Raw genomic sequence first — 14,996 nt, forward strand, 5'->3', positions numbered from 1 at the left:
TTCCACCACGTACCCCTGGGGGGGCTTTGTCTTCTGTGGAACCCGGCCGCGCCATGCCCGCACGCACCAAGCGCGCGCGGCGGCTCGCTGCCTGTACCGCACTCGTCCTCTCGGCCGGCATGCTGCTGGCCGCCCCGGCCTCGGCCGATGACGCGGCGCCCGCGCCGCACCGCGCCACCCAGCCCCGCGTCCCCGCCGCCGACCCGCAGCCCACGCTGACCCTGCCCGCGCCCACCGCGAAGAAGAAGTCGCGGGCGGCGGGCGTGGACGGCGTGAAGGCGGCGGTCGTTCCCGCCCTGCCGCGTTTCGACGTGGACGGCGACGGCATCAGCGACACGCTGTACCGCGGGATCAACGACCACTACTACCTCGTTCCGGCGAACGGGGCGGACTCGTACGAGTTCACCGTGAGCACCGGCGACTTCGAGGAGCGGCTCAAGGACGTCATCACGCCGGGCGACCTGAACGGCGACGGTTCGCCCGAGCTGCTCACCCTGTCGGCGACCGGCACGCTCGCGATCCACCAGATCCTGGGCACCAGCAACACCGGCTACGCCGACTGGTCCGGCACCGGCTGGCAGAAGTACAACAAGGTCGTCGCCGCCGGCGACCTGACCGGCGACGGCCGCGGCGACCTGCTCGCCCGTACGCCGTCCGGCGACGTCTACCTGTACGCCGCCACCGGCAACGTCTCCGGCGCCCCCTTCAAGGCCGGCGTCAAGGTGGGCTACGGCTGGGGTTCGTACGACCAGATCGTCGGCGCGAACGACGTCAACGGCGACGGGATCGGCGACATCTACGCCCGCACGCCCGCCGGGGACCTGTACTACTACGCGGGCACCGGCAAGGCCGCGTCGCCGTACGCGGCCCGCGTCAAGGCCGGCTACGGGTACGACGCGTACAACCAGATCATCCCCGCGGACGACGCCACCGGCGACGGCCTCGGCGACCTGATGGCCCGTACGCCCGGCGGGACGCTGTACTTCTACGAGTCCACCGGCTACGGCACCTTCCTGAAGCGGACGGCCGGCGGCACGGGCTGGAACGTCTCCTCCCTCTTCGCGGGCCAGGGCGGCAATCCCGACTTCGGCAAGAACGAGGTGATGGCCCGCACCAAGGGCGGCACCCTCTACTGGTACTACGCGATGAACAACGGCAAGCTGAGCGCCCGCATCAAGGCGAGCGACAGCGGCGGGTGGGCCGGGGCGAACATCACCTTCCCGTCGTCGCTCGACAGCGACGGCATGGCCGACCTGATGGAGACGTACAAGGGCACGCTGTACAACGGGGACTCGACCCTCGGCGGCGGCTGGAGCGGCTACAACGCCGTCGTGGGTCCCGGCGACCTGAGCGGTGACGGCAAGGGCGACCTGCTCGGCCGCACCACGTCCGGCAACCTGTACCTGTTCAAGGGCAACGGGCAGGGCACCAAGCTCGCGTCCCGGATCAAGGTCGGCTACGGCTACAACGCGTACAACAAGATCGTCGGCGCCGGTGACCTCAGCGGCGACGGCATCGCGGACGTCGTGGCCCGCGCCAAGGACGGCACGCTCTACCTGTACAAGGGCACGGGTGTCGCCTCGAAGCCGCTCAAGGGCCGCGTCAGGATCGGCACCGGCTACAACACGTACAAGCAGTTCGCCGCCCCGGGCGACATCAACGGTGACGGCAAGGCCGACCTGATCGGCGTGGACGGCAAGGGCGACGTGTACCGCTACACGTCCACCGGCACCGGCAAGATCAGCAAGCGCGTCAAGATCGGCTACGGCTGGGACATCTACAGCAACCTGTACTAGGCGTCCGAGCCGCTTCCGCGGAACGCCCCGTCCCCATGGTTCATGGGGACGGGGCGTTGTAAAGTCTGGGCACATCCCGGGAAAGCTTCACCTTGCACGCGATGTGCCCGTGAAGGTCTTCTCCGGTTCCGTTCCACCACTTACCCCTGGGGGGGCTTTGTCTTCTGTGGAACCCGGCCGCTTCGCCGTGCGCTCCAAGCGCGCGCGCAGGATCGCGGCCTGCACCGCACTCGTTCTCTCCGCCGGCATGCTGCTGGCGGCTCCGGCCTCGGCCGATGACCCGGCGCCCGCTCCGGCCGGTGCCACCTCGCAGTCCACCGCCGAGCTCGGCGGGCAGCCGACGCTCAACCTGCCGAAGCCCGCGGCGAAGAAGAAGTCGGGCGCGGCGGGCGCGGCGGGCGCTCAGACCCCCTCCGCGGTCGTCCCGGCCAAGCCGCGCGCGGACCTGGACGGCGACGGCCGCAGCGACCAGCTGTACCGGGGCCTGGACGGCGATGTGTACGCCAGCACGGACGCAGAGGGCGGCTCGCACCCGTACAAGATCGACAGTGCCGACGCGTTCGAGATGTCCAAGGACATCATCACGCCGGGCGACCTCGACGGCGACGGCAAGGCCGAGGTCCTGACGCTTTCGGCGACCGGCACGCTCTCGCTGCACCGGAGCCTGGGCGCGGACGGAGCCGGCCCCGCCACCTGGTCGGGCAACGGCTGGCAGAAGTTCAACAAGGTCGTCGCCCCCGGCGACCTGGACGGCGACGGCCGCGGCGACCTGCTCGCGCGGACGCCCTCCGGCGACATCTACGTCTACGTCTCCACCGGCACCGTGGACAGCGCGCCCTTCGCGGCCGGTGTCAAGGTGTACTCCGGCTGGGACATCTACGACCAGATCGTCGGCATGAACGACGTGGACGGCGACGGCATCGGGGACGTCCTGACCCGTACGCCCAGCGGCGACATCTACACCTACCTCGGCACCGGTGACGCGACGGCCCCGTTCAGTCGCCTCCCCATGTCCGGCTACGGCTGGGACATCTACAACCAGATCATCGGCTTCGACGACGTCGACGGCGACGGTTACGGCGACGTCATGGCCCGCAAGCCGGGCGGCGACCTCTACTTCTACCGCGCCATGGGCGACGGGCTCTCCTTCCCGCGCCAGGAGGCCGGCAAGGGCTGGAACGCCGCGGCGCTGTTCGCCGGCGCGGGCGGCAACCCGGCGTTCGGGAAGCAGGAGCTGGAGGCGCGTACCACGGGCGGCAGCCTGTACTGGTACCAGAGCCGGAACAACGAGCAGTTCTTCCCGCGTCAGCTGGACAGCTCGGACACCGGCTGGAACCAGGTGAGCCTGTCGCTGGCCTCCTCGCTGGACAACGACGGCTGGGCCGAGCTCCTCCAGGTCTACAAGGGCACGCTCTACGTCGGCGCCGAGGAGATCGGCACCGGCTGGCAGGTCTACAACAGCCTCACCGGCCCGGGCGACCTGAGCGGCGACGGCAAGGGCGACGTGCTGGCCCGCGACACCGCGGGCGACCTGTACCTGTACCAGGGCAACGGGCTCGGCACGAAGTTCGCGGCCAAGGTCAAGGTCGGCTACGGCTACGACACGTACAACAAGATCGTCGGCGCCGGTGACCTCAGCGGCGACGGCCTCGCGGACGTCGTGGCCCGGGACACCAAGGGCGACCTGTACCTGTACAAGGGCACGGGCAGCGTGACCAAGCCGCTCTCGGCCCGTGTCAAGATCGGCTACGGCTACGACACGTACAAGCAGTTCGCCGCTCCGGGCGACCTCGACGGTGACGGCAAGGCCGACCTGGTCGGCGTCGACGGCGCGGGTGACGTGTACCGCTACTCGTCCACCGGCACCGGCGAGATCAAGAAGCGCGCCAAGATCGGCTACGGCTGGGACATCTACAACGGCCTGTACTAGGCCCGCGTGACCCACGGCGCCCCGTCCCCGCACACGCGGGGGCGGGGCGCCGCCGTGTGTGCGGGGTCAGCCGGCCACCGGCTCCAGGAACTCCAGCCGGTTGCCCACCGGGTCGTGGCTGTAGAAGCGCCGGTGGCCCGGCAGGCCGTCGTCCCAGGCCACCTCGGCGCCGCGCCCGGCCAGCCGGGCCGCGTACGCCTCGATGTCCGTGACGCGCAGGCCGGGGTGGGCCTTGCGGGCGGGGCGGAAGTCCGCCTCGATGCCCAGGTGCAGCTGGACCGGTCCGGCGGCGAACCAGCAGCCGCCCCGGGCCGCGAGCACCGGCGGCTTCGGGATCTCCGTCATGCCGAGCACGTCCCCGTAGTACGCGCGCAGCGCGCCCTCGCTGCCGGCGGGGGCGGCGAGCTGGACGTGGTCGAGCGAGGCGATCATCGGGGCTCCCGGTGGGCGAGGGCGAAGATGCGGCGGAAGGGGAGGACCGTGCCGTGCGGGCCGCGCGGGTAGGCGGTGCGCAGGCGGTCGCGGTAGTCGGCGAGGAACGCGTCCCGGGCCTCCTCGTCATCGGCGAGTGCGGTGAGGACGGGGCGCAGCCCGGTGCCCTTGACCCAGTCGAGGACGGGGTCGTCGCCCGGGAGCAGGTGGAGGTAGGTGGTCTCCCAGACATCGGCGGTGGTGCCGGGTCCGGTCAGCGCGTCCAGGTATCCGGCGGGGCTCAGCACGGCGTCCGCGTGGCGCAGCAGGCCGCCGAGGCGGGGGCGCCAGCGCGGGGACTCCGCGAGTTCGCGCATCAGGACGTGCGAGGGCTGGTCGAAGTTGCCGGGGACCTGGAGGGCGAGGGTGCCGCCGGGGAGCAGGGCGTCCAGCCAGAGCGGCAGGCGGGCGGCGTGGCCGGGGACCCACTGGAGCAGGGCGTTGGAGACGATCAGGCCGTACGGCTCCGAGGGCGTCCAGACGGCCGCGTCGGCCTCGGCGAAGTCCAGCAGCTCCGTGGCGTGGGCGCGGGCCCTCTCCAGCATCTGGGGGGAGTTGTCGTAGCCGGTGATCCGGGCGTGCGGCCAGCGCCCGGCGAGCAGGGCGGTGACGTTGCCGGCGCCGCAGCCGAGGTCGGCGATGCGGGGCGCGGGGGCGTCTCCGGGGCTGTCCGGCGGGTCGGGGACGCGGGCCAGGAGATCGTGGAAGGGGCGGGTGCGGTGGTCCGCGTGGCGCAGGTACTGCTGCGGGTCCCAGAAGGGTGCGGTCATGGGTTCCAGGATCGGTCGCAAGTATCTTGATGTCAAGACACTCGAATTCAAGAGACTTCATGTCGACAGACCATCTACACTGATCCACATGGAGGACGAGGTCGACCGACTGGTCGCTGCATGGCGCCGCGAGCGCCCCGACCTCGACGTGGAACCGCTCGAGGTCCTCAGCCGCGTCTCCCGCCTGGCCCGGCACCTCGACCGGGCCCGCCGCATCGCCTTCGCCGAGCACCAGCTCGAACCGTGGGAGTTCGACGTCCTCACGTCGCTGCGCCGGGCCGGCGCGCCGTATCAGCTCTCCCCCGGCCAGCTGCTCACCCAGACCCTGGTCACCTCGGGCACGATGACCAACCGCATCGACCGGCTCACCAAGAAGAACCTGGTCGAACGGCTGCCCGACCCCAGCGACCGGCGCGGCGTCCTGGTCCGGCTCACCGCCGAGGGCCGCGACAAGGCCGACCAGTCCCTGGCGGGCCTCCTCGCCCAGGAGCGCGCCATCCTCGGCGAGCTCTCCCGCCAGCAGCGCGCCGAACTCGCCGGGCTGCTACGCCAGTTGACTGCCCCGTTCGACAACATCCCCGGATAGCGCCGGCTCCTCCAGGTCGACGGGGCCGACGCCCGCGCGTCTGGCGAGCGCCACGGCGGCCAGCGTCGAGTGCACGCCCAGCTTCCCCAGCACGTTCTGCATGTGCGTCCGCACGGTGTGCGGGGAGAGGAACAGCCGCTCCGCGACCGCCTTGCGGCCCAGGCCCGCCACCATGCACCGCAGCACCTCGCGCTCGCGCGGAGTCAGCGACTCGACCAGCTTCTCGCTCTCGGTGCGGTGCTTGCGGTCGGTCAGCAGCTCGCGCAGCACCCCCGTCAGCAGGGCGGCGGGCAGATGCGTCTCGTCGCGCAGCACCCCCCGGATCACCGCCAGCAGCCGTTGCAGCGAGCTGTCCTTGGCGACCCAGCCGCAGGCCCCGGCCTGGAGGGCGAGCGCGGCCCGGGCCGGGTCGTCCTTCTCGGCGAGCACCACCGTACGCACCGAGGGACGCGCCAGGCGGACCGCGCCGACCAGGGCGATCCCGTCGACCGGACCGGAGCGGCCCGGTCCGGAGCGCGGGGCGGGCACCGGGAACGGGCCGGTACGGGCGGGCGCGGCGAGGGCGCCGAGCTCCGCGTCGGCCAGCAGCACGTCGTACCCGCGGCCCTCGGCCGCCGCGCGCTCCAGACAGCGCAGCGCCGCCGGGCCGCTGCCGGCCGCGGCCACCTCGACGTCGGGCTCGGCCGCGAGCGCGGCGGCGAGCGATTCGGCGAAGATCCGGTGGTCGTCCACCACGAGAACCCGGATACGGGCCACAGGCACCCCCATGCTGTGAATGACGGGGTGCCCGACGCAGGGTCCCCGCCGCGCTCAGCGTACGGGCGTGCGCCTCGGGGAGACGGTAATTGGCGGAAGTTGTCCAGGGGTGCGCCCTAGGCTGGGGCGCATGTTCCATCTTGAGACAGAAGTGGACAAGGAACGGCATGCGCAGCTGCACCGGCTGCTGCGCGACGACAACACCGCGCGCTCACCGCACATGAGCGCCCTGCGCCGGCGCCCGGACGCGGAGGCGGAGCCGCTGCACGTCTGGGCGCTGGACGCGGAGGGGCGCCTCGCGGGCGGTCTCGCTGCCCGGACCTGGGCGAGCTGGCTCCACCTGGAACTGCTGTGGGTCGATACCGCGCACCGGGGCTCCGGCCTCGGCGCGCGGCTGCTCGCCGAGGCGGAACGAGTGGCCCGGGAGGACCGGGCCTGCGCCCGCTCCCGGGTGGAGACCTGGGACTTCCAGGCCCCCGGCTTCTACCGGAAGCAGGGCTACGAGGTGCGCGGACAGGTCGAGGACTTCCCGCCGGGCGTCACGGAGTACACCCTCACCAAGGAATTCGGCTGACCCCGGGTCAGGCCAGCCGGCGCGCCCCGGCCGACGGCACCGCGGGAAAGACGCCCGGGGTGCCGTAGCCGGCCGCGGTGAACGCCTCCAGGACGGACTTGGTCACCGCGTCCGCCCGCTCCTCCTCGACCAGCACGATCGCCGAGCCGCCGAAGCCGCCCCCGGTCATCCGGGCCCCGAGGGCCCCGGCCGCGTTGGCCGCCTCGACCACGAGGTCGAGCTCCACGCAGGAGACCCGCAGGTCGTCGCGGAGCGAGACGTGCCCCGCCGTGAGGACCGGGCCCGCCGCGCGCACGTCGCCCGCGTCGAGCAGGGCGATGACCTGCTCGACGCGCTGGTTGTCGCCGACCACATGGCGCACGTACCGCACGACGGACTCGTCCGCGCCGGACGCCGCGAGCCGGTCCAGGGCGGCGCCCAGCTCCTCGTACGGCAGGTCGCGCAGGGTGCCTGTCCCGAGCAGGCGGGCGCCCTCCTCGCAGCCGGCCCGGCGCTCCGCGTACGCGCCGTCGCCGAGCGCGTGCTTGACCCGGGTGTCGACGACCAGGAGTTGCAGCCCGTGCGCGGCCAGGTCGAAGGGGACCTGGCGGCGGCCGAGGTCCCGGGTGTCCAGGTGCAGGGCGTGGCCCTCGGTGCAGCAGGCGGACGCCATCTGGTCCATGACCCCGCAGGGGACGCCGACGAACGCGTTCTCGGCGCGCTGGGCGACGACCGCGAGTTCGGCAGCGTCGAGCCCGAGGCCGAAGAGGTCGTTCAGGGCGAGGGCGGTGACCACTTCGAGGGCGGCGGACGAGGAGAGCCCGGCGCCCGTGGGGACGGTCGAGGTCAGCTGGATGTCGGCACCGGTGACCTCGTGGCCCGCCTCGCGCAGCGCCCAGACGACGCCGGCCGGGTAGGCGGCCCAGCCGTGGCCCTCGTTCGGGGTCAGCCCGTCCACGCGGAGCCGGACGACGCCGCCGGGCACATCGGTGGAGTGCAGCCGCAGCTCGCCGTCGGTGCGGCGGGCGACCGCGGCGCGCGCGGTGTGCGGGAGGGCGAGCGGCATGACGAAGCCGTCGTTGAAGTCGGTGTACTCGCCGATCAGGTTGACCCGGCCGGGTGCGGCCCAGATCCCCTCGGGCTCGCTTCCGTACAGCGCGGTGAAGGAAGCGGTGAGCTCTGCGTGGTCCTCGGTCATGGTGCGGTGGGCTCCTCTCGGCGGGCGAACGTCCAGGCGTCGGAGACGATTCCGGCCAGGTCGGCGCGGGACGGCTGCCACCCGAGCCGCTCCCTGGCGGTGGCGGCGGAGGCGACGAGGACGGCCGGGTCGCCGGCGCGGCGCGGGGCCGCGGTCTCGGGGACGGGGTGGCCGGTGACCTCGCGGACCGTCTCGATGACCTCGCGGACCGAGAAGCCGTTGCCGTTGCCGAGGTTGCAGATCAGGTGCTCGCCCGGGGTGGCGGCGTCGAGGGCGAGGAGGTGCGCCTCGGCCAGGTCCGCGACGTGGATGTAGTCGCGGACGCAGGTGCCGTCCGGGGTGGGGTAGTCGTCGCCGTAGACGGAGATCGACTCGCGCTGTCCGAGGGCGACCTGGAGCACCAGCGGGATGAGGTGGGACTCGGGGCTGTGCCGCTCGCCGCAGTCGCCGTACGCCCCGGCCACGTTGAAGTAGCGCAGCGAGACGGCGGCCAGGCCGTGGGCGGCCGCCTCCCCGGTGATCATGTGGTCGACGGCGAGCTTGGTCGCGCCGTACGGGCTGGTCGGGGCGGTGGGGTCGGTCTCCGTGATGGGGCTGGAGACCGGCTCGCCGTAGGTCGCCGCGGTGGAGGAGAAGACCAGGGTGCGCACCCCGGCGTCGCGCATCGCGGCGAGCAGGGCGGTGGAGCCGCCGACGTTGTTGAGCCAGTACTTCTCGGGGTCGGTGACGGACTCGCCGACCTGGGAGTACGCGGCGAAGTGGAGGACCCCGTCGTAGGAGGGGTCGAGCCACTTCGCGGCGTCCTGGATGCGGCCCTCGATGAAGTCGGCCCCGGCCGGGACGCCCTCGCGGAAGCCGGTGGAGAGGTCGTCCAGGACGGTGACGGTGTGGCCGGCCTCAAGCAGGTGCTGGGCGACGACACTGCCCACGTAACCGGCACCACCGGTGACCAGGTACTTCTTCGGGGTCTTGCTCACTGGCTCGCTACCTCTCGCAGTCGCTGGGCCGCGGTCTCCGGCGGCACGTCGTTGATGAACACGCTCATGCCGGATTCGGAACCCGCGAGGAACTTCAGCTTGCCGGAGGTCCGTCGGATGGTGAAAAGCTCGAGGTGGAGCCCGAAGTCCTCACGCCCGGGGACCTCGAACGGCGCCTGGTGCCAGGCGGAGATGTACGGGGTCGGCGGCTCTCCGGGTCCGAAGATCCGGTCGAATCGCCTCAACAGTTCCAGATAGACCTGTGGGAACTCCGTGCGCGCCTCCTCGTCCAGCTCCCGCAGGTCGGCGACGCGGCGGCGCGGGTGGAGGTGGACCTCGTACGGCCAGTGGGCCGCGTACGGGACGAAGGCGATCCAGTGCGCGGTGGCGAGCACGATCCGGGAGCCGTCCTCCTCCTCGCGGGCGATCACGTCGTCGAAGAGGTTGCGGCCGGTCTTCGCGTGGTGGGCGGCCATCGAGCGGAGCATCAGCTCGGTGCGCGGGGTGACGAAGGGGTAGCCGTAGATCTGGCCGTGCGGGTGGCCGAGCGTGACGCCGATCTCGGCGCCCCGGTTCTCGAAGCAGAACACCTGCTTGACCTGGGGAAGCCGGGCCAGGGCCGCGGTGCGGTCGGTCCAGGCGTCCAGGACGAGGCCCGCCTGCTCCTCGGTGAGGTCGGCGAACGAGGCGTCGTGGTCGGAGGTGAAGCAGACGACCTCGCAGCGGCCGGAGTCGCCGGCGAGCGAGGGGAAGCGGTTCTCGAAGACGGCGACGTCGTAGTCGGACTCCGGGATCTCGCTCTGCCGCCCCTCGCGCGAGGGGCACAGCGGGCACTCGTCGGCGGGCGGGTGGTAGGTCCGGCCCTGGCGGTGCGAGGCGATGGCCACGCTGTCGCCGAGGAGGGGGTCGCGCCGGATCTCGGACGAGGTGGAGACGGCGTCGAGGGGGCGCGGGTCGACGGCCTCGCGCACGAGGTCGTCGCGGCTGTCGTAGTAGATCAGCTCCCGGCCGTCGGCGAGCGTCGTAACCGTCTTCTTCACCAGTCTCCTCCCACCCAACATAAGTCAACACAATGAACCACAAGTCAACAGATGCGTCAATGAGTCGACGTCGGGGGCATACGGGCGGTGCGAAGGGGATCACGGCCGCTTGAACGCTGCGATTCCGCCAATACGATCACAAACAAACAAAGAACCTCTTGGGAACTGTTCACTTTCTGAACACAAGAGCGTAGTTTCCTTCGAGTTCAGTTCGCGCAACGAAGCGAGACCCCCACATGCAATATCTGGCAGCAGAGCTCCGGCTCCCCACGAACGGGCTCGACTACACGATCCTGGCGATCTACTTCGTCGTGGTGCTCGGCATCGGCTTCGCCGCCCGGGCGAGTGTCAAGACCAGCCTCGACTTCTTCCTCTCCGGACGGTCACTGCCTGCATGGGTGACCGGTCTGGCCTTCGTGGCGGCGAACCTCGGCGCCACCGAGATCCTCGGCATGGCGGCGACGGGCGCGCAGTACGGCGTCGCGGTGGTGCACTGGTACTGGATCGGCGCCATCCCCGCGATGGTCTTCCTCGGCCTCGTGATGATGCCGTTCTACTACCGCTCGAAGGTGCGCTCGGTGCCGGAGTTCCTGCTCCAGCGCTTCGACAAGTCCGCGCACCTGCTGAGCTCCATACTCTTCGCCTTCTCGGCGATCCTGATCGCGGGCGTCAACCTGTACGCCCTGTCGATCGTCGTGGAGGCGCTGCTCGGCTGGCCGCAGTGGGTCGCGATCGTCGTCGCGGGCCTCTTCGTCCTCGTCTACATCACGATCGGCGGGCTCTCCTCCGCGATCTACAACGAGGTGCTCCAGTTCTTCGTCATCCTCGCCGCGCTGATCCCGCTGACCCTGCTGGGCCTCAAGCGCGTCGGCGGCTGGGACGGGCTGAGCGATTCGCTGACGTCCAAGCACGGCTCCAACTTCATGTCGGCCTGGGGCGGCACCGGCATCGGTGACGCCAACCCGCTCGGCGCCAACTGGCTGACGATCATCCTCGGCCTCGGCTTCGTGCTCTCCTTCGGCTACTGGACGACGAACTTCGCCGAGGTGCAGCGCGCCCTGTCCGCGAAGAACCTCTCGGCCGCCCAGCGCACCCCGCTGATCGCGGCCTTCCCGAAGATGTTCATCGTCTTCGCCGTGATGATCCCCGGCCTGGTCGCCGCCGTGGTCGTGCCCAACATCGGCACCGACGGCTCCGGCACCACGTACAACGACGCGATCCCGCTGCTGATGCGCGAGCTGCTGCCGAACGGGGTGCTCGGCATCGCGGTGACCGGTCTGCTCGCCGCGTTCATGGCGGGCATGGCCGCCAACGTCTCGTCGTTCAACACCGTGTTCACCACGGACATCTGGGCGCGGTACGTGAAGAAGGACCAGCCGGACGCGTACTACCTGCGCTTCGGCCGGCTGATCACGGCGCTCGGCGTGCTGGCATCCATCGGCACCGCGTTCATCGCCGCCAGCTTCTCGAACATCATGAGCTACCTCCAGACGCTCTTCTCGTTCTTCAACGTCCCGCTCTTCGTCGTCTTCATCATCGGCATGTTCTGGAAGCGCGCCTCGATGAAGTCCGGTGTCTGGGGCCTGCTCGCGGGCACCACGGCCGCGATGGTCAACTACTTCGTCATCTACAAGCAGGGTGTCATCGACATCCCGAGCGACCAGGGCGCCAACTTCGTCTCCGCGATCGTCGGCTTCGTCGCCGGCGCGGTCGTCATGATCGCGGTCACGCTCTTCACCGCTCCCAAGCCCGAGGCCGAACTCGCCGGCCTCGTCTACGGAACCGAGTCCCCGGGCGCCCCCGAGGTGCCCGAGGAGGGCGACAGCGCCTGGTACCGCAGGCCCGCACTCCTGGGCTGGGGAGCCATCGTGCTCGCCGCCCTGTGCTACGTCCCCTACTCGTTCTGATCGGAGCAACCCACCATGTCCGACCTGCACAAGGAAGTCTCCGACCTGGAGCAGAAGTCCGCCACGGCGGCCCGCCTCTTCGACATCCGGCGGATCATCGGCGGCCTCTTCGTGGTCTACGGGATCATCGTGACGATCGCCGGGATCAGCCCGTCCGACGAGGACCTGAAGAAGGCCCAGGGCGTCCACATCAACCTCTGGACCGGCCTCGCCATGCTGGTGCTCGGCCTGTTCTTCCTGGTCTGGATGAAGCTGCGCCCGGCCCAGGCCCCGGAGCCCGCGCCGGAGGACACCCCGGCGAGCTAGGGCGTGTTGCGCCACAGGGGCCGGACACCGTCAGCCGACGGGGTCCGGCCCCTGGCGTGTAACCGCCGCCCGGTCCAGCAGGCCGGTCCGGGCGGCCAGGGCGGCGGCCTCCAGCCGGGAGCCGACGCCGAGCTTCATCAGGACGCGCTGGACGTGCGTACGGGCGGTGCTCGGCGCGATCCGCATCCCGGCCGCGATCAGCCGGGTGTCCTCACCCTCCGCGACCCGGACCAGCACCTCGACCTCGCGCGGGGTGAGCAGCCGCAGCAGCCGGCGGCCCTCGTCGTCGGGCTGGGCCACCGGGTCGAGCAGTTCGGCGAAGGCCCCCTGGAGGAGCTGGGGCGCGATGGCCGCCTCCCCGGCCCTGGCCTTGACCATGGCGCGCTCCACGCCCTCGATCCGCTCGTCGTGCCGGACGTACCCGGCGGCCCCGGCCGCGAACGCGGCGGCGATCCCGCGCGGGCTGGGGACCGGGCCGAGCACGACCACCGCGGTCTGCGGGCGCTCGCGCCGGATCCGGACGACGGGGTCGAACGTGCCGGGCACGGCGGGTGACGCGGTGCCGAACAGGCAGACCTCCGGGGCCCGTCCGACGACGAGGTCCGCCGCCCCGGTGGTGGGCGCGGCGGCGGCCAGCACGCGGTGGCCGCGCAGCTTCAGCGCCGAGGCCAGCGCCTCGGCGAGCAGTCGGTGGTCGTCCACCACCATCAGCCGGACACCCATCGCCCCATTCCCCCCGTCACCACGGCACGGGCCCCCCGGCCCTCCAGGGCCTGCAAGTTACACGTCCGGGTACGCGTGTGGGGGTGGGACCGGCCGGTTCCACCCCCACATGTGATGCGCGCTCAGCTGGTGTGGAAGGACACCACCAGGTACTCCTTGTCGTCCAGCGAGCTCTTGCGCGGTGCGCTGATCATCGTCTCGGAGATGAAGAAGCGTCCCTGCTCGTAGCGGAACTCCGCGTAGTCCGGGGTGAAGCTGGTCTCCGCGTCCCGGACGGCCTTGTCGGACGGGTTGCGCATCAGGACCGTCTGCTCGAAGGTGCTGCCGTCGATGGAGACGATCTCACCGCCCTTGTCGTACGGGGGTTCCCGGTACGCGATGATGTTCTTGCCGTCCATGCGCAGCGGGAACATCGTGAACTTCTCGCCCGCGTCGGCCCGGTCGCCGGTCTGCTTGCCGGTGGTGAGGTCGAAGGAGACGATCTCGTTCGTCCGGCTGAAGCTCTCGCCGGTGCCCTCGTGCTCCTCGGTCGGCAGGTAGATGCGGTTGTTGCCGACGGCGAGGTGCTGGCACTGCTCGACCTCGGTGGAGCCGCACCGGGCCGCGTACTTCTCGGCGTCGGCGGAGATGCGGATCTTCAGCTTGCCGGTGGCCTCGTCGATCGAGAAGAAGTCCGAGATGCTGCTGCCGTCGCCGGCGGTCTCACCGACGTCGGCGGCGACGACGAGCGGCTTGGTGGAGACGATGCTCGCGTAGTCGACACCGGCCGGCATCTTGTACGAGGAGAGCGGGGCGCCCGTCGTCGGGTTCAGCGCCTGGATGATGAGCTGCGGGTCGTCGTACGTACCGCACTTGCGGACGACGGCCAGGGCCTCGCCGCCGCCGTAGCCCTGGTCGTAGCAGCCGTCGGTGCTGACCTTCGGCTTCCAGAGCTCGGCACCGGTGTCCAGCTTGAAGGCGGCGCCGCCGCCGGAGCCGCCGGCGGCGACGGTGGTGCCGCTGAGGGTGACCTCTTCGAAGCGGACCGGCCGGTCACCACTGGTGGTGGCGGTGACCGACTTGCTCCACAGCAGCTTGCCGGTGGCCAGGTCGAGGCCGCCGACCTTGTTGCACTGCTGGTAGTTCTTGGCCTTCGTCCGCTTGGCCTCCTCGAAGAGGATGGCGGTCCTGTAGTCCTTGCTCATGTGCCGGGAGGCGGCGCAGACCTGGCCGTCCAGCGGGATCGACCAGAGCTTGGTGCCCTTGTCCAGGTCGTAGCCGACGATCTCGTTGACGCCCGTCTTCACGTACGCCTTGTCGGTGATCCAGGAGCCGTCGACGGTGGTGACGTCGGTGACCTTGGGCTGCGGGAGCTGGAGGCCGACGGCCGAGTCGACGTTCGCCGGGGCCTTCTCCTTGCCGCCGGTGGAGCCGCCCTTCCCGCCGTCGTCGCCCTTGCCTCCCTTGTTCTCGCCGGAGGTGCCGGCGGAGGAGCCCGCTTCGTCCTTCTTGCCGTCACCGCCGCTGGAGGCGTACCAGATGCCGCCGCCGACGATCAGGGCGACCGCGACCACGGCGGCGACGATGATCTGCGCCTGGGTGGAGAACTTCTTCCCGCTGCCGCCCTGCTGCGGCGGCTGGTGGGCCGGCTGCATCGGTGCGGTCGGGTAGCCGTACGGCTGCTGCCGGCCCTGCTGCGGGAAGCCGTAGCCGGGCTGGGTGGGCGGCTGGCCCTGCGGGAAGCCGTAGCCCGGCTGCGTGGGCGGCTGCCCCTGCGGGAAGCCGTAGCCGGGCTGGGTGGGCGGCTGCGGGTAGCCGTAGTCCGGCTGCTGCTGGGGCGGGCCGGGGGGCGGGGGCGGGGCACCGAATCCGCCGGCGGGCGGGTCCTGCGGGGCGCCGAATCCGCCGGGCGGCGGGTCCTGCGGCGCGCCGAAGCCGCCCTGGGGCGGGTCGTTGGGCGGCTGCTGGGGCGGCTGGGTCATGGCGTTGCGTACCTCGGGGAAG

14 protein-coding genes are annotated in these 14,996 nt (G+C 71.3%); 6 read left to right on the top strand and 8 right to left on the bottom strand.

The window, feature by feature from the left end:
- Positions 1–53: 53 nt before the first annotated feature.
- Together ACN6LM_RS08330 and ACN6LM_RS08335 are read left to right on the top strand one after the other, a co-directional pair.
- Positions 54–1,796 (top strand): FG-GAP repeat domain-containing protein, encoded by a 1,743-nt coding sequence (locus ACN6LM_RS08330; RefSeq protein WP_445064632.1) that lies wholly within the window; start codon positions 54–56, stop codon positions 1,794–1,796.
- 166 nt (positions 1,797–1,962) lie between these two features.
- Positions 1,963–3,726, top strand: coding sequence for an FG-GAP repeat domain-containing protein (locus tag ACN6LM_RS08335; protein ID WP_445064683.1), 1,764 nt, complete (start codon positions 1,963–1,965; stop codon positions 3,724–3,726).
- 66 nt (positions 3,727–3,792) lie between these two features.
- On the opposite strand, the gene ACN6LM_RS08340 is transcribed toward ACN6LM_RS08335, so the two are convergent.
- Both ACN6LM_RS08340 and ACN6LM_RS08345 read right to left on the bottom strand, forming a co-directional pair.
- A complete protein-coding gene (locus ACN6LM_RS08340) occupies positions 3,793–4,158 on the bottom strand; it encodes a VOC family protein (protein WP_445064633.1) in 366 nt (121 codons plus the stop codon).
- Entirely contained in the window at positions 4,155–4,967 is an 813-nt protein-coding gene (locus ACN6LM_RS08345) for a trans-aconitate 2-methyltransferase (RefSeq protein ID WP_445064634.1), read from the bottom strand. Before ACN6LM_RS08345 ends, ACN6LM_RS08340 begins: the two co-directional genes overlap by 4 nt.
- A gap of 88 nt (positions 4,968–5,055) precedes the next feature.
- Between ACN6LM_RS08345 and ACN6LM_RS08350 the strand changes: the two genes are divergently transcribed.
- The gene (locus ACN6LM_RS08350) at positions 5,056–5,553 is read left to right on the top strand and encodes a MarR family winged helix-turn-helix transcriptional regulator (protein WP_073864884.1); all 498 of its coding nucleotides are present in this window, start codon (positions 5,056–5,058) and stop codon (positions 5,551–5,553) included.
- On the opposite strand, the gene ACN6LM_RS08355 is transcribed toward ACN6LM_RS08350, so the two are convergent.
- Entirely contained in the window at positions 5,512–6,321 is an 810-nt protein-coding gene (locus ACN6LM_RS08355) for a LuxR C-terminal-related transcriptional regulator (protein WP_445064635.1), read from the bottom strand. The genes ACN6LM_RS08350 and ACN6LM_RS08355 overlap by 42 nt on opposite strands.
- 118 nt (positions 6,322–6,439) lie before the next feature.
- Here ACN6LM_RS08355 and ACN6LM_RS08360 point away from each other — a divergent pair, with 118 nt between their 5' ends.
- Positions 6,440–6,883 (top strand): GNAT family N-acetyltransferase, encoded by a 444-nt coding sequence (locus tag ACN6LM_RS08360; RefSeq protein WP_445064636.1) that lies wholly within the window; start codon positions 6,440–6,442, stop codon positions 6,881–6,883.
- A gap of 7 nt (positions 6,884–6,890) precedes the next feature.
- On the opposite strand, the gene galK is transcribed toward ACN6LM_RS08360, so the two are convergent.
- Genes galK through galT form a run of 3 tightly spaced genes read right to left on the bottom strand, consistent with a single transcriptional unit; the run spans position 6,891 to position 10,077 of the window.
- On the bottom strand, positions 6,891–8,060 hold the full coding sequence (galK, locus tag ACN6LM_RS08365; protein ID WP_445064637.1) for a galactokinase: 1,170 nt from the start codon (positions 8,058–8,060) through the stop codon (positions 6,891–6,893).
- Positions 8,057–9,037, bottom strand: coding sequence for a UDP-glucose 4-epimerase GalE (gene galE, locus ACN6LM_RS08370; RefSeq protein ID WP_445064638.1), 981 nt, complete (start codon positions 9,035–9,037; stop codon positions 8,057–8,059). The genes galK and galE overlap by 4 nt, the downstream gene beginning before the upstream one ends.
- On the bottom strand, positions 9,034–10,077 hold the full coding sequence (galT, locus tag ACN6LM_RS08375; protein ID WP_445064639.1) for a galactose-1-phosphate uridylyltransferase: 1,044 nt from the start codon (positions 10,075–10,077) through the stop codon (positions 9,034–9,036). Before galT ends, galE begins: the two co-directional genes overlap by 4 nt.
- Before the next feature lie 236 nt (positions 10,078–10,313).
- Here galT and ACN6LM_RS08380 point away from each other — a divergent pair, with 236 nt between their 5' ends.
- Entirely contained in the window at positions 10,314–11,984 is a 1,671-nt protein-coding gene (locus ACN6LM_RS08380) for a sodium:solute symporter family protein (RefSeq protein WP_445064640.1), read from the top strand.
- A gap of 15 nt (positions 11,985–11,999) precedes the next feature.
- A complete protein-coding gene (locus ACN6LM_RS08385; protein ID WP_445064641.1) occupies positions 12,000–12,290 on the top strand; it encodes a hypothetical protein in 291 nt (96 codons plus the stop codon).
- A gap of 30 nt (positions 12,291–12,320) precedes the next feature.
- Here ACN6LM_RS08385 and ACN6LM_RS08390 read toward each other — a convergent pair whose 3' ends face one another.
- Both ACN6LM_RS08390 and ACN6LM_RS08395 read right to left on the bottom strand, forming a co-directional pair.
- The gene (locus tag ACN6LM_RS08390) at positions 12,321–13,013 is read right to left on the bottom strand and encodes a helix-turn-helix transcriptional regulator (RefSeq protein WP_073968595.1); all 693 of its coding nucleotides are present in this window, start codon (positions 13,011–13,013) and stop codon (positions 12,321–12,323) included.
- A 122-nt stretch (positions 13,014–13,135) separates the two neighbouring features.
- Positions 13,136–14,974: an outer membrane protein assembly factor BamB family protein gene (locus tag ACN6LM_RS08395; RefSeq protein WP_445064642.1), complete on the bottom strand. Its 1,839-nt coding sequence runs from the start codon at positions 14,972–14,974 to the stop codon at positions 13,136–13,138.
- Between the last annotated feature and the right edge of the window lie 22 nt (positions 14,975–14,996).

This window comes from Streptomyces sp. SAS_281 (genome assembly GCF_052542855.1).